12 protein-coding genes are annotated in these 14,025 nt (G+C 63.6%); 1 reads left to right on the plus strand and 11 read right to left on the minus strand.

Annotated elements, in window-relative coordinates; all coding sequences use genetic code 11:
• Positions 1-54: 54 nt before the first annotated feature.
• From AC1DW9_RS20180 to gspD, 10 genes are all read right to left on the minus strand, one after another.
• Positions 55-576 (minus strand): prepilin peptidase, encoded by a 522-nt coding sequence (locus tag AC1DW9_RS20180; RefSeq protein ID WP_476776502.1) that lies wholly within the window; start codon positions 574-576, stop codon positions 55-57.
• 27 nt (positions 577-603) lie between these two features.
• On the minus strand, positions 604-1,470 hold the full coding sequence (locus AC1DW9_RS20185; RefSeq protein ID WP_476776503.1) for a hypothetical protein: 867 nt from the start codon (positions 1,468-1,470) through the stop codon (positions 604-606).
• Between the two features lie 192 nt (positions 1,471-1,662).
• Complete coding sequence (locus AC1DW9_RS20190) at positions 1,663-2,634, minus strand: SCO family protein (RefSeq protein ID WP_476776504.1); 972 nt, start codon at positions 2,632-2,634, stop codon at positions 1,663-1,665.
• 67 nt (positions 2,635-2,701) lie between these two features.
• Positions 2,702-5,104: a multicopper oxidase domain-containing protein gene (locus AC1DW9_RS20195; RefSeq protein ID WP_476776505.1), complete on the minus strand. Its 2,403-nt coding sequence runs from the start codon at positions 5,102-5,104 to the stop codon at positions 2,702-2,704.
• 291 nt (positions 5,105-5,395) lie between these two features.
• Entirely contained in the window at positions 5,396-5,974 is a 579-nt protein-coding gene (locus tag AC1DW9_RS20200; protein ID WP_476776506.1) for a hypothetical protein, read from the minus strand.
• Positions 5,975-6,024: 50 nt separating this feature from the next.
• Positions 6,025-6,456: a prepilin-type N-terminal cleavage/methylation domain-containing protein gene (locus tag AC1DW9_RS20205; protein WP_476776507.1), complete on the minus strand. Its 432-nt coding sequence runs from the start codon at positions 6,454-6,456 to the stop codon at positions 6,025-6,027.
• Positions 6,437-6,895, minus strand: a complete 459-nt coding sequence (locus AC1DW9_RS20210; RefSeq protein WP_476776508.1) for a GspH/FimT family pseudopilin — start codon at positions 6,893-6,895, stop codon at positions 6,437-6,439. Before AC1DW9_RS20210 ends, AC1DW9_RS20205 begins: the two co-directional genes overlap by 20 nt.
• On the minus strand, positions 6,892-8,112 hold the full coding sequence (locus AC1DW9_RS20215; protein WP_441488823.1) for a type II secretion system F family protein: 1,221 nt from the start codon (positions 8,110-8,112) through the stop codon (positions 6,892-6,894). The genes AC1DW9_RS20210 and AC1DW9_RS20215 overlap by 4 nt, the downstream gene beginning before the upstream one ends.
• On the minus strand, positions 8,109-9,863 hold the full coding sequence (locus tag AC1DW9_RS20220; protein ID WP_476776509.1) for a GspE/PulE family protein: 1,755 nt from the start codon (positions 9,861-9,863) through the stop codon (positions 8,109-8,111). The genes AC1DW9_RS20215 and AC1DW9_RS20220 overlap by 4 nt, the downstream gene beginning before the upstream one ends.
• A 51-nt stretch (positions 9,864-9,914) precedes the next feature.
• Entirely contained in the window at positions 9,915-12,188 is a 2,274-nt protein-coding gene (gene gspD, locus AC1DW9_RS20225; RefSeq protein ID WP_441504846.1) for a type II secretion system secretin GspD, read from the minus strand.
• Positions 12,189-12,885: 697 nt separating this feature from the next.
• On the opposite strand from gspD, the gene AC1DW9_RS20230 reads away from it, so the two are divergent.
• Positions 12,886-13,578 carry a LuxR C-terminal-related transcriptional regulator gene (locus AC1DW9_RS20230; protein ID WP_476776510.1) on the plus strand — a complete coding sequence of 231 codons (693 nt, stop codon included), beginning with the start codon at positions 12,886-12,888 and terminating at the stop codon, positions 13,576-13,578.
• Positions 13,579-13,677: 99 nt separating this feature from the next.
• On the opposite strand, the gene AC1DW9_RS20235 is transcribed toward AC1DW9_RS20230, so the two are convergent.
• The coding region (locus AC1DW9_RS20235; protein WP_476855165.1) for a beta-barrel domain-containing protein at positions 13,678-14,025 on the minus strand (348 nt) is incomplete at its 5' end.

The raw sequence follows: 14,025 nt of genomic DNA on the forward strand, positions 1-14,025 counted from the left end.
GCTCAGATGGACCGACCTTGCCGAAAACCGCAATCCACTTTTCGGGCCGATGCTTTAGCCGCCGTGCAACCGCCATAACCAGGCATCGATGATCTCGACCATCGACGCACCGGTCAGGATTGCGAAGCCGGTGACAGACACGACACCTACCGCCAGGAACGGGCCGAATGGCATTGGCTGCCGGGCGTCGAAGCCGGAATCGACGAGGCGGCGCGCCAGCAGGTAGAGCAAGGCCGAGAGCGAAGCCAGGACGAGCGCGAAGGCAAGACCTTCCATGCCGGTCCAGGCTCCTGCGGCAGCCGCGAACTTGACGTCGCCGAGCCCGAGACCGTCATAGCCACGATAGGCCCGAAAGGCCCGTTGCACGAGCCAGAGACCGCCACCTCCGAGCACTGCCCCGGCGAGCGCCGAGACCGGACCGGTGACGCCGAGGAGGAAAGATGCCGCGATACCGGATACGAAGATCGCCAGGTTCACCGGATCGGGAATGATCATCTGCCGGAGATCCACCGCGGCTGCGTAGCAGGTCAGCCCGACGAGAATCGCCAGCGCTGCAAGGTGAGCGAGATCCGGCATCCCCCGGCCCCCTTTACGGATGGTGCGTCAGCATGGCGGCATTCGCCCACCAGTGCCTGCGTCCGAACGCGGCGCCCCTTCGCGCCATTCGCGAATACGATAGCCCGTCGGCAGGTCCTGCGAGATCTCCACGACGGCGTCGCGCGCAAAGCGCACGCCGGAACCGGTCAACGCCTCGCTCCCGATCAGGAAGGCCCTGCCTGCTGTTTCAGAGACGTAGAGGGCCGGCAAGTCCCGACGGGCCACCTCACGCGACAAGGCGGCGCCCCCCGGCGCCAGGGCCACGAGCAAATGCAGCGGTGCGACGGTGGGGTCGAACCCCGTGCTCCCGGAATTGACGGTGATCAAAGGCAGGAGGGCCCGGAACAGATCGCGGCTCATACCGGGGATCTGATCGAGCTCGACCACGGATTTCAGCGCCCGCACCGAGGATGAGCTCCCGGATGCCGCGCTGGCCGCGTCCTCCGTGAGCTCGCGCAACCCCCGGATGTTCCGTACGATCAGGGCTGCCGCCTCGCCGTTCGCGCTCACGCCGCGGATGAGCGCATCGACCAGTTCCAGGTTGCCCGTGTTGAGATCGACCTTGCCGCCTTCGTCCGCGACGGAGATCGCCAACGTCCAGCCATTCTCCAAACTGCAGCCCACAGGCGTCCCGTCAGCACCGAAGCGGCCACTGCGAGCCTTCCCCTGCGAGGTGCCGGAGAGAAGATCGAGGATCGCGATCTTGATGCCGATATTCGCCATGGCCTCGGCGCGGGCATGCTGCGACAGGCTCGCGGCCTCGATGGCGCGATAGCGCGCCGCCACGATGTAGGTCATGAACAGCAGGCCAAGGATCCCGGTCGCCCAGATCACGACGAGCAGCGCAAAACCGCTGTCGCTGCGGCTTTCCACGCAGTCCGCTGGCCTCGGGCTTCCCGCAGGCCGGCTATGGAGATAGCAGCCCGGCCGTGCTCTCATCATCTGCCGCCCGAATCCAAGGCAAGGACCAGGGACTGTGGCGCTGCCCTCGGGAAATGTCATTCCCAAAGCGAGAATGGTGGTTGCGGGCCATCGGCAGGCAACCACCGGCACGCAGGATGCAGGTCAGTGACGATGCCCCGCAGGGGGGGCCTTCTTGTTCGACGCAGAGACATAGGACATGGCGTCGACATAGGCGATCAGATCCGCCGCATCATTCTTCGACAGTCCCAGCGTCGGCATGCGGATCTTGTAGGCTCCCGCCAGCTCGAGCGCGATCGAGTCCTTCTTCGCCCGCATCTGGTCAGGCTCCATCAGGTAGCTCACGATCCAGTCGCGATCCCGCCGCGCAGTGAGCGCTTGGAGATCGGGGCCGACGCGCTTGCCGCTGCCGATGGTATGGCATGCGGCGCAGGCCTTGATGAACAGGGCTTGGCCAGGCAATCCCGTCGAGGTCGCCGCAATGGGACGCTCGCCGCGCGCGGCAACACCATCTGTTGCGACGGTCTCGGCTTTCCCCATCTGGTTGCGCCAATCTGGATCCATAGACTTGATCGTCATGGCGAGCGTGTTGAGGTCGCTGAAGGCCGAATCCTTCGCCCACTCGCCGGTCACGTCGTTGCCCAGCATGATATCGCTGCGATGTTCGAACACCTTGCGGCTCCGCTCGCCAAGCTTGTGCCGGAGCACGGTGATGTCCGCGGCATTGCCGGTGAGGAAGACCCATCCTGGTCCGGTCTGGAACACCTCCGCATAATTCTTGAGCTTGTCGGGGGTGTCGACTTCCGGCTCGATGCTGATCGAGACGAAGAAGATGCGGCTGCCCACGAGATCGCCGAGCTTGTCCTTCACCTGCGCAAGGCGCGCCGTCATCACAGGGCAGATGTCTCGACAGGTCGTGTAGATGAAGCTGACGACGACGATCTTGTCCTTGATCACGTCATCGTAGAATCGCAGCGTCTTGCCGTCCTGCGTGATGACGGGGACGTTGGGCAGGTACCCTGGCCCCCAGGGCGAGCCACCAGGGGCCGCGATGCTGCCGCCGACACTTCCAAACAGTGCGAGAATGGCGCTGATCGCAAAAAGTCGTCTGAGCATGAACGGCCCCTTTAGTAACGAATGCGGTCTCGAATTCGGCCCACCTTCTCGGGGCGCAGACGCCCGCTCAGGTCTTGGAAGCGACTTTCACCACCCTGGGATCGCCCTCAGGCAGAATTTCGGGCTGCTTCCAGACGACGCCATTGGGTGTCGGGATAGGCGTCATCGTCGGCACATATTGCGGCTGCCCCTTGTAGTTGGGGTCGCCTGGCGGCGGGGTGAGCAGCTGGTAGCGCAACAGCATCGCGAAATCCTCGTGAACCGTGTTGTGGCAATGGTTCACATAGGCGCCGCCGAATTCGCCGAAGCGCACCTGGAATTTCACCCTCCCCGAAGGACGCAGGCGCCAGACATCCTTGCGTACCAACCGCTCCGTATCTGGAATGGAGAGGTTTCCACGGTCCATGGTGACCCCCTCCTCGAAATGGAGGTGGATGGGATGGTCCCACCCCCCGCCACCATTGACGAGCGTCCAGTGCTCAACCTCGCCCGGCTTAGGGATCAGGACCGAGATACGATTGGCGTTGAGCGAGTGCGCCGACTGGCCGTTGACCTTGATACTCCAGGGGAAGGCCTTGGTGTCTCCGCAATCGGGTGTGCACTGCCCGTCCGCCCCGAGTGAATCGCCATCCCCCGACCTGCCGAACTCGATCACCCGCTCGCGAACGGGCGCGACAATCGGAACCTGGGTGGTCAGGGTCTTGACCCCGGTTCTCCACTCGGGATCGGCAAAGTTGGCGCTGCGATCCTTGTCGATCGGATTATTGGCGTTGTAGACCTTGCCGGGGTTGTCGACGCTCTGGACTTGGCTGACGACCCTGAATTCGAGGATCGGACCGACGCAGGGGTCGTCATCCCTGCCCTTGAAGGCCTTATCCATGGAGACGGCGCCCTTGGGCTTGCGCCCGTCGGTCTGCTCCAGCAGATTCACCAGAAAGACGCTGTCGCCCGGCGCAAAGGCCGAGAAATCGACAACGATGTCGTAGCGCTCCGCAACGCCCTGCTCGTCCAGTTCGGTGAGCAGAATCGGGTTGACCACCAGGTTGCCGTCATTGGCGATGAAGTAGAACGGCACCTTCGTGCCTTGCGAGAACCGCGCGCTTTTGTTCACGCCCAGAGCGAGCTTGATGAAGCGCGACATGGACGCATTCAAGAAGCGGAAGCGGTAGCGCCGCGGCAGCACCTCGAAATGCGGATAATAGGTGCCGTTGACGCAGAGCATGTCGCCAAGGAAGCCGTCGGTGTCGAAGATGTCGAACCGACACTGGCCATCGGCGTCGAAGGCCGGGTTCGAAATGACCATGTTGACGTCGAAGTCGAGATTGCCCCATTTCAGCTGCGTGCCGCTCGGCAATCGAAGATTGATGCCGTCGTCGAGATCCTCCCGCCCGCGGTCGGGCCCGCTGTAGAAATTGCAGACCGCGAACATGCCCTTGTGGACGTTCTCGGCGGTGAAGAAGAAGCGGTGATCGTGGAACCAGAGGCTGCCCTGGATTTCCCGGAAATCTCCGGGAACGGGGACGAGACCATCGCCGTCGTCGGGGCCGGAGCATTTGCGCACATAGTCGCGGTCGCCCGTCGGCCAGAGGCTCGGCATGTCGCGCCGGGCCATGGTTATTCCCCAGTGATAGTCATAGAAAGTCCCGGGGAAGTGGAAGGCGTTGCAGGCGCCATCGCTCTCGGCGCCATTATGCGCGTTGTGGAAATGGATCGAGACCTCGTTCCGGCCAAAGCCGCCATTGGCCGCCCGGTCGACCGGGAGATCATTGTACATCCGGGTGAGGACCGGTTCGCCATAGCGCGCCTTGATCAGGATCGGCATGCCGAGACCGTTGCGTGTGCCGGCCATATTGCCCGCCTGTCCTGGCTGCCGAGGGCCAAAGCTCCACATCGCGTTCGGGTTCTGGTCAGGCATGCCATCGCAGAACTTGTTGCCCACTCGAGCCTGCCCTAGCGACAGCAGATAGCCCTGCTTCGGATAGAGTTCCTCCCAGCGCTGATGGGCGAAGAACTCGCCTGGCGGACGCCCTTCCATGGGTCCGACTCCGGTCACCGGATTGCGGTAGGCAGCGCCACGGGAATTGCTGAAATCGGTGTGATACGAGAAATTCTTGGCAGGCGGCTCCTGGCCTCCTGAGGCGAACTGCCAGGCGGCATCGCCATTGGGCATACGCAGAAGCGGCACAGGCTTCTGGACTTCGGGCCGCCGCATGGCGTCGTGATACCTGACCGCGCCAAAGGTGGGGCTGCGTGGCGCCCCGGTCGGGACCTGGGCATAGGCACTCTTGGCGAAGGGACTGAGCCCGTTTTTCGCTACCAGCAACCCGCCGGCGGTGAAAAAGCCCCAGCGCAGCAGGTCGCGTTTGGTGATTTCGCCCAGCGAGAGGGCTTTGACGATCTCGAGCCGGTTCTCGAGGGCTCGCTGAGCTTCTCTCAACCGGATGCCAGTGGTTTCGCGTGGAAGATACACGACCGCCTCCCCCGAGCTGAAAACGTGCAAAATATCGCAGGAATTCTAGTTTTCAGGAGGAAGCAACTGAAGGGGCGAAGGTCGGTCCGCGCATGGAACCAAAGTCCGTGACCTTGGTCGTAATACCCTCTTCTCTCGCGTGAATGCTATCACAGCGAGACGGTTCTACAGAACCGTCAGATTGCCAAACAGCCTATGACGAAGAATAACATCAAAAATATAAAAAAAATCCATCCACCAGACCCGATCCTCGCAGCAAGTAGTTTCGACAATAATACAGATACAATTCTATCAATCTGTAAAAATAGGAAAATTTAGCTCAAAATCCTCAAATCTATGCTCGACGATAACCCTGACACGTAGACTGACGAGACGCGGCAGCCGCTCGGAATTTCTCCATTCATCATGCCAACGCCCGGGGGCGCCCTCTTCCCGCGAGCCGAAATAGCTGAATGTTGCCGAAGCCACGCCCCGTGCAAGGACCTCTCCCGTGTTCTGGGCCGACAACGCGGCGGCACCAATCGACATGAGCGATGAGCCGAAGACCAGGGCGCCGGCGCCCTGGGCATCTGCGTTCTCACTCGCAATCGTGATCGCAAGTATTCCCCCTGGCTGTGCGTCTCCGTTGCTCAAGGTGACGAAAGACACCCTGTCGGCGAGACCTTCGAACATCACCAGCGGCCGCTCCGTCGCACGCGGTTGAATGAGCGGCAGCGCGCCGGCCAGCCAGCCGGAGATTGCGGCAGCGCCGACCGCGATCTCGGCGCCGCGGTCGCGCAGACGCCCCGCCTCGGCGATCCTGCTCGCAAAACCCAGCGTCAGGGCAAAAAGCCCGAGCGTCAGGGAGAGCAGGATCAGCCCGACCAGCACCTCGAGAAGGATGAAGCCACCGGTCCGCGCTCCGGAATGGGTCCCCACGGTCATGGTCCGGACCTCGGCGCGACCTCGAGGGACGACAAGGTCACCGAGCGGGTGCCGTTGCTGGCGGGATCGGAGACTGTAACATCGACCCAGAGGCTCTCGACCTGCCGGTTCTCGCCCAGCTTGACCGAGCCGTAGCTGCGCACAACTGCGCGCCATTCATAGCCATTGTCGAATCTCGCGGCCGTCGTTCCCGGCCTGAGGGGGAAGTCCTGCCCGGCAGATGCCAGCTTGCTCCTGGCCAGCAGCGTCGCAAAGGTCAGGAAGCTGGCCTGGCGGTCGCCGCGCATCGCGACGGCAAAGGCTGTCAGGAGCGAGGCCAGGACTACGACCAGGATCGCAAAAGCGACAAGGAACTCGAGCAGCGTATAGCCGGCCTGGGCACGGTCATTCACGCCGCGCTGCGTGCCGCTATTGATCGAGCGTGACATGGCCGGTGGCCCAGCTGACCCGAACGCGCGCGCCGACCTGGCTCAGTTGCAAGTGGATGTCGCCACCGGTCGAACGCCCGCTCGGCAGGAAGCGGATACCGCCGACGCTGGAGGAGCGGCGCTCGGCCTCGGCCAGCGCCATGTCGATGCTGGTACGGGGCGCCATCTGCGTTTCCCCGATCACGGGCGAGGCGTAGATACGCCTGTCCGCATCAATCAGGAAGAGCATGTCCCGGCTCTGCGCCATGGCGGCAGCGCGGGTGACCCGAAGTGCGGCCGCCAGACGGGTCGCGTCAGCCGTCACCTGTGCCTGCGACGGTGTGCGTCTCAGCAAGGGCGCAGCCATGGTCACGGCAAGGCTCAGGATGGCGAGGCAGATCAGCACCTCGATGAGCGTGAAGCCTGCGTTGGCGGGTATGGCGCGTGCTGTGCGGGTCATCGTAATGCCAATTCATTGATCGAGAGGACCGCTCCCATCACCGAGAAGATGATGACCGCGATCATGCCCGCAACGAAAATCGTGATGACCGGGGTCAGCGCCGCGAGCGCGCGGGAGGTCCGGACCTGTTCCTGGCGCTCGAGGATCACGGCAGCGCGCAGCAGCATGTCCTGCAAACGGCCGCTTTCTTCGCCGACCGTGATCATCTGCTGAGCAACAGAGGGCAGCGCCTCGGCTGCCGAGACCGCCTCTCCGATGCTGACGCCTGCCCGAACATCCGTGACGGCCCGGTCAAGCCGCTCGCGCGTATGCTGGTTCCTGACCAGGGGACAGGAGGCCTGCAGCGCCTGCAGCGGCGGGACACCGGCCTTGACCAGGGTCGCAAGCGTGCGCATGAAGCGCCCCGCCTCGCGGAGTTCCGCAATGCGCCCGATGACGGGGAGAGACAGGTAGAGCCTGTCCAGCTTGATCCGAAGCGCAGTACTCCGCCGGGCCGCGAGAATGCCCAACCCACCGATGACCAGTATCGCGGCGGCAAGGCCCAGGATCCACGCTCCATTCTGCCGAACCGCTTCCATGGCCGCCAGGACCGTGGGTAGCGGCATGCCGTTCTCCAGGAAGAGCGGCGTCACCGCTGGGACCAGCAATCCCAGAACGATCGAGATCGACACCGCGGCAAGGCAGACCAGGAGGGCCGGATAAGCCATGGCGGAGCGAATCCGGCTCCTGATCTCGACCCGCCGGTCAAGCAGTTCGGCCAGTTCCTGCATGGCGCCGCCGAGATCGGCGCCGACGTCGCCCGCCTGAACGATGCGGATGTATTCGGGCCGGAAGCGGCCCGGCATTCCCTCCATGATCTCCGCAAGCATCGAGCCCTGCTGAACCCCTTCCATCAACTGAAGCGCGAGGGCCCGCATCCGCGGCTCTTCCGTGGTCGTCGAGGCGATGCGCAAGACGGTGTCGAGCGGCAGGCCGGCCTGCAGGAGCACAGCAAGATCGCGAGCCAGGCGCGCGAGTTGCGCATCGTTGACCCGCCGCGAGCCGCGCTCCAGGCTGATCTCGCGAAACAGGAAATCCCCTCCCCCCGAGGCCCGAACCTCGTAGGGGGTGACACCGCGAGCGCGAATGATGTCTCGGGCCTCGTCGGTGGACGCGGCTTCGACATCATCCTCGATGAGGTTTCCCGCCCCATCGAAGGCCTCGAAGTGGAACCTCATGGCTGCTCCACCGTCAGCGCGGTCGTCACGCGCAGCACTTCCTCGACCGTCGTCAGCCCCCGCCAGGCCTTGGCGACGCCGTCCTCATACATCGATCCTCCGCCAGCCCTGCGCGCCATGCGCTCGATCTCGATCGCGGGCAGGCGCTGCAGGATCGCCCGCTGCACGCTATCGTCGACGACCAGCAGCTCCGCGATCGACAGCTGGCCGCGGAACCCGCTGAAGCCGCATTTCTCGCAGCCATGGGGCCGCAGCAGTTTCGCGGGGCCGAGTTGGCGAAGTGCCGGAACCGTTTCAGTCAGTTGCTCCGCGATCTCGTGCGCGACCTCGTGCGGCTCTGCGCAGGAGATGCACAAGCGTCGCACCAGCCGCTGGGCCATGATCCCGCGCAAGGTCGAGCCGAGCAGGAAGTGCTCGATCCCCATGTCGATCAGGCGCGTCACCGTCTCGGCGGCGCTGTTGGTGTGCAAGGTCGAGAACACGAGATGGCCGGTCAGCGACGCCTGCACGGCGATCCGGGCGGTCTCCGTGTCACGGATCTCGCCGATCATGATCATGTTGGGGTGATGCCGCAGGATAGCCCGCAGGCAGGCCGGGAAATCGAGGTTGATGGTCTGCTGGACCTGCACCTGGCTGATGCCCGCGAGCTGATATTCGATCGGGTCCTCGACGGTGAAGATCTTCACCGTCGGGCGATTGACGTGTTTCAGCATGGTGTAGAGCGTCGTCGTCTTGCCGCTGCCGGTCGGCCCCGTGAGGAGGATGATCCCGTTCGGCTGCTCCATGACCTTGTGCAGCACCGCGATCTGTGCCGGCTCGAAGCCGAGGCTCGAAAAGTCGAGTTTGACCCGGCTGCGGTCGAGCACGCGCATCGTGACCGTCTCACCGTCGATGGTGGGGATGGTGGCGACGCGGAAATCGATATCATTGCCGCGGATCGCGAGCTTGATGCGCCCGTCCTGCGGCAGGCGGCGCTCGGCAATGTCGAGCCTCGCCAGGATCTTGATGCGCGAGATGACGGCGGCCCGCAGCCGCGCGGGCACCTCTTCGGTGACGCGCAGCATCCCGTCGATCCGGTACCGGACGGAGAGCCCGTTCCCGATCGGTTCGACATAGATATCCGAGGCGCGGGCATCGACCGCAGCGGAAATGATCTGGTTGACAAGGCGGATCACCGGCGCCTCGCTGGCGCTGTCTCGCAACCGCTGCAGGTCGTGTTCGCTGGGATCCTCGCCCGCGTGAACAGGTGTCGCCAGCGCTTCGGCAGCGCTCATCTCGCCATAGAGTACCGCTGCGAGCCGCTCGAACTCGGCAAGCGTGATGACTTCGTGGCGGATCGCGTGGTCGACGACGAAGCGCACCGAATCCAGCGGCATCTGGTCTAGCGGATCGACGACGGCGAGCGTCAGCGTACCCGCCTCCAGCCGGATCGGCAGAATCCGGTTCTGGATCACGAAGGAGGGCGGCAGTTTCTCGGTGAGAAGCGGCTGCAGGCTCTCGTCACCAGGCGCGTAGAGCGGGAGCCCGAGATAGCGTGCGAGGCTGAGCGCGAGATCCGCTTCGGACATGATGCCGAGTTTGGCCAGAACGAGGTCGAAGCGATCTCCGGCGGTCGCCGCGGCGCGTTGAGCGCGGCCTATCGATGTCGCATCCAGAAGGCCCTGCGACAGCAGGAAGGCTCCGAATTTCTCCGAAAACGATCGGCTATGCGGATCGTTTTCTGCCAGTGCGGTTCGAGCGTGCTCGGTCATGCTCCCTCCATCGGAAGCCCAGTGCCGGAGATCGCCCTGATGATCTCCGTATCATCGTAGCACGCGCTTGGCGTTCTGGATCACGACGCGGCCGGGATCGCGCGTCGGGGCAAAGGCCTCGACCTTGCGCCGGTATTCGTCGGTGACCGCCTTCGCCTCGTTCAGGTCCCGCACGACACGCGGCGTCAGCATGATGACGAGTTCGGTCTTCTCGACCTGATCCCGCTTGTCCTTGAACGCATTGCCGAGCAGCGGGATGTCGCCAAGGACCGGAACCTGCGTCGCCACCCGCGATGTCCTGTCCTGGATCAGGCCGCCCAGCGTGATGCCCTCGCCATCATTGACGACAACGGTGGTGCGCACCCGCCGGCGCCCGAATGTGGGCGAGTCGATGCCGGAGGTGGTTGTTCTTTGCACGGTCGAGACCTCCTGCTCGATATCGAGCAGGACGCGGCCCGATTCATTGATCCGCGGGGTTATGTTGAGGATCACGCCCGTGTCCTTGTAGGAGACCGAGTTCACGACCGGAGCGCCGGGCGTCAGCACGCTCACCGCAGACTGGGTCGTGATCGGCACCTGATCGCCGATCTGCAGGGTCGCGGTCTTCTTGTCGACGACCATGAGACTCGGCGAAGCGAGAACGTTGACCCGCCCGACCTCGGCGAGCGCATTGATCGTGACGTTGGCCTGGGCTGCCCTGAAAACGTAGGAGAAGCCCGGGAACGCTGCGCTGATGGCCCCGTCGATCGCGTTGGTGAAGGTTCCCGTCTGATTGCCGCGCTGGTTCTGCAAGAACCAGCGGACGCCGAATTTGAGGTCGTCGTTCAGCGTCACCTCGGCGATCGTCGCCTCGATCAGGACCTGATTGGGAACGATGTCGAGATTGGCGATGACCCGGGCCACCCGCTTGAAGTCTTCCTGGGAGGCGAGGATGAGAAGCGCATTCTGCGCCGGGTCGGCCACGACCTTGATCCGCGGCTCGCCGCCCGGCCCACCCGCTCCGAACCCCGTCGCGGCCGTTTCGGAGGCAGCGCCATTCTCCTGGCCTCCCGTGGCCAGGGTCGCACCGCCGATGGGCAGGCCCGAGAACATGTCGAAGCTGCGGCGTGCTGCGCCGCCCCCGAAAGCGCCTGCGAATCGGTCACCGCCCGAGCCGCCACCCGAGAATCCCGTGGCCTGGGCCAGCTGGCCCGGCACGCCCGCGGCATCCGGCTCGGAGCTGCGCACCCTCTGCCCGCCGCGTCTGCCTGCATCTCCGCCGCCTGTAACCTCATTGGCGAAGATCGAATTCAGGACCTCCACGAGTTCCTTGGCCTGCCGGTTGCGGAGCACGTAGCTGTGGATTTCCCGCTGTGGCCCGGCGGCCTGATCGTCGAGGCGGCGAACCCATTGCTGGGCCTCACGCAGATATTGCGGCTGCCTCGCTATGATCAGGATGGACTTGAGCTTCGCGTTCGGCACCAGTTGGACCATGCCGCTCATCGCGCCTTCGGCATTCGATGAGAAGATGCGGTTGACCCCATCGACAATGGCATCGGGTTCTCCGCCTCGCACTGGGACGAGCGCGAACGACATACCCTTCATGGCGTTGACGTCGAAGACTGAAATGGCCTCCTCGATGGAGTTCATTTCCTGGGCCGTGCCCGAGATCAGCAGCGCATTGCGGGATGTGTCGACCCGCACCACTCCGCCGAACGACACGATCGGCTCGAGGATGCGCTTCATTTCCGTCGCCGCGATGTACCTCATCGGCACCACCTTGACCGAGTTCCCGATCTGTTGGCCGCCGCTATCCGATCCGCCGAGTCTCGCCCCCATCGCCGCTTGATCGGCCGTCACCACCCGATAGATGTTGCCGTTCTGAACGATCGCGGCGCCGACGGTCCGCAGGGACGCCTCGAAGAGTTCAGCGATGCCGGCACTGTCGACCGGCCTCGTCGTCTGAATCGTGATCCGGCCCTCGATCTTCGGATCGACGGTGAAGCTGGTCTTGAAGATATCACCCAACACGGCCTTCGCGCCTTCGGTCACCGAGGCATCGACGAGATTGAGTGTATAAGTCTGCCCCCCGGACGCCCGCGGAAGAGCGCTCGGCATCCGCGACTGGTCGGGATTGCCGGTGAACTCTCCCCCCGAAAAGACCTTGGCGGCCTGCGCCGGCCCGGCGCCACTCGGGTCCGGCAGGCTCGCATAGGGTCCGAAGGGGCGCCTTTTGCCGTCATCGTCGACCGAACGCGTCGAGTGAGTGGCGTTGACCTGCTTCTCGAAGGAGACGATTCCGGATTCCTGGCAGGCGCTCAACAGCAGCGCCCCAAGCAGAGCCAACGCAATGCATCTGGGGCTTTTAGAGAGGGGCGGCTTCCTGCCATCTACGGATGTACGAGCCATGTCCCGCCAACTACTGATAATGAGGTAGGCAACGCTTTGCTGGTACGCCTCGCGAGTTTGGCGAACGATTCGTTCGATTCCAATTAAATTCGATCGGGCGTGATCTTATTCCTTGGATAATAAGCGTCTGCGCAACAGTGCCCCCGAGCCGTATTCATGGGCTCTTCGGCCGATTTCCCTGCAGGCAACGCACGCCAAGCACGCGAAGACAAATATGAGACAGTAACCGGGAATCCGCAGTAGAAGAGATGACCGGACGAAACCTCGGCTCGCCGACGCATTGGCAACTCCGACGGCCGGACTGGACTGCAGCCGCGACGGCAGGCTTGCATCGGCTTCTGCAGGATGAAACGTCGCTTCGTGGGGCCTCTGCCACGTGGTACTCTGCAGGCTGGTCATGCAGATGGGCGCGTGCAGGGCCAGATTGCGGAGCAAACTCCTTGAGAGACCGCCCTTCGCCGCCAATCCTCCCAACAACAAGACGGCGTGAAATTCAGCTCCGCGCTTCGATCATTCGAACGATCATGCGCAGAGACGCCCATTCATTCGCCCCCCAAAATCCAGACAAAATTCTCAACACTCAAATATTCATAGACACAAAAATTGATTTCTCCGCAGCCTCAGGGGAACATCAATGGCCGAATACAGAATATCCATCATAGACAACCACCCTCTTCTCCTGGAGGGCATGGCTGCGCTCGTCCGGCGCAAACCCGGCCTGACATTGAGCGCGATGGGCTCCACTGTCGGGCACATCCGCTCCATCGCCACCGATCACCGCCCCGATGCGATGATCCTCGACTTCAATATGCCCGGAGACGCCTTCCGCGCGCTTCTGGAAGTTCTCTCGGGCTGGCCAGCAATGAAGGTCCTGGTCTTCACCGCCTCGAGCGATACCAATCTCGCCATCGCGCTTCTTGATGCGGGTGTCAGCGGCTTCGTGCTGAAATCAAGCTCGACGGATGAACTCTGTACGGCGATCGATGCAATACGCCGCGACGAGGTGTTCATTTCCCCCTCATTCGCAGCCCGGATCATCGGCGCCCTGAAACACAAGCCCGCCAACACGCGACCGACGCCCATGCCGAACTTCAGTGCCCGGGAACATCAGATCGTCAGGCTGCTTTCCAGCGGCAAGCGAAACAGGGAGATCGCAAGCGCCCTGTCGCTGAGCGAAAGGACCGTGAAGGGCTACATGACGCTGCTGATGCAAAAGCTCCGCGCCCGCAATCGCCTGGAGGCCGTCATTGCCGTGCAAGGTCTCAGCCAAGCAGCTACACTGCGTGGCGATATCGAGAATGACACCCTGTCAGGGCCGTTCGGTTAGAAGCAGGCTTGGCAAGGCGCCTTGCCCTGATGGGATCGTGGCCACGGGCCACGCCTGTCTGAAGCATTGCCACGCCCCTCCCCTCGTGTCGGCTCCGTTTCACCTCTCCTTGAAGATCCTGTTGGCGTGGTCTGCGAAGGGTTTCGTCAGGAACGAGAGCGCGGTGCGTTCCTCGGTGGTGATGAAGACCTCGACCGGCATTCCGGGCTGGAGCTTGCGGTCGCCGAGGGCGGCGACGAGATCGCCGTCGATCTGGATCTCGCCGGTGTAGAAATTGGCGCCGGTGGTGGGGTCGCGGGTGGTCGCCGGGGAGAGATGGCTGACGGTGCCCGGCAGTTCCGGGGTCGAATTCTTGGCGAAGGCGGAGAAGCGCAGGCGGGCGGGCTGGCCCGGCCTGACCTGGTCGATATCCGTCGGCGCGATCCTGACCTCGACGGTGAGCTTGGC

The organism is Allobosea sp. P4_E12 (genome assembly GCF_056401655.1).

Bases quoted from the DNA above. Each gene is read 5' to 3' on its own strand.
- AC1DW9_RS20180 (WP_476776502.1), bottom strand. From the start codon at position 576: ATGCCGGATCTCGCTCACCTTGCAGCGCTGGCGATTCTCGTCGGGCTG.
- AC1DW9_RS20190 (WP_476776504.1), bottom strand. From the start codon at position 2,634: ATGCTCAGACGACTTTTTGCGATCAGCGCCATTCTCGCACTGTTTGGA.
- AC1DW9_RS20205 (WP_476776507.1), bottom strand. From the start codon at position 6,456: ATGTCACGCTCGATCAATAGCGGCACGCAGCGCGGCGTGAATGACCGT.
- AC1DW9_RS20210 (WP_476776508.1), bottom strand. From the start codon at position 6,895: ATGACCCGCACAGCACGCGCCATACCCGCCAACGCAGGCTTCACGCTC.
- AC1DW9_RS20215 (WP_441488823.1), bottom strand. From the start codon at position 8,112: ATGAGGTTCCACTTCGAGGCCTTCGATGGGGCGGGAAACCTCATCGAG.
- AC1DW9_RS20220 (WP_476776509.1), bottom strand. From the start codon at position 9,863: ATGACCGAGCACGCTCGAACCGCACTGGCAGAAAACGATCCGCATAGC.
- AC1DW9_RS20230 (WP_476776510.1), top strand. From the start codon at position 12,886: ATGGCCGAATACAGAATATCCATCATAGACAACCACCCTCTTCTCCTG.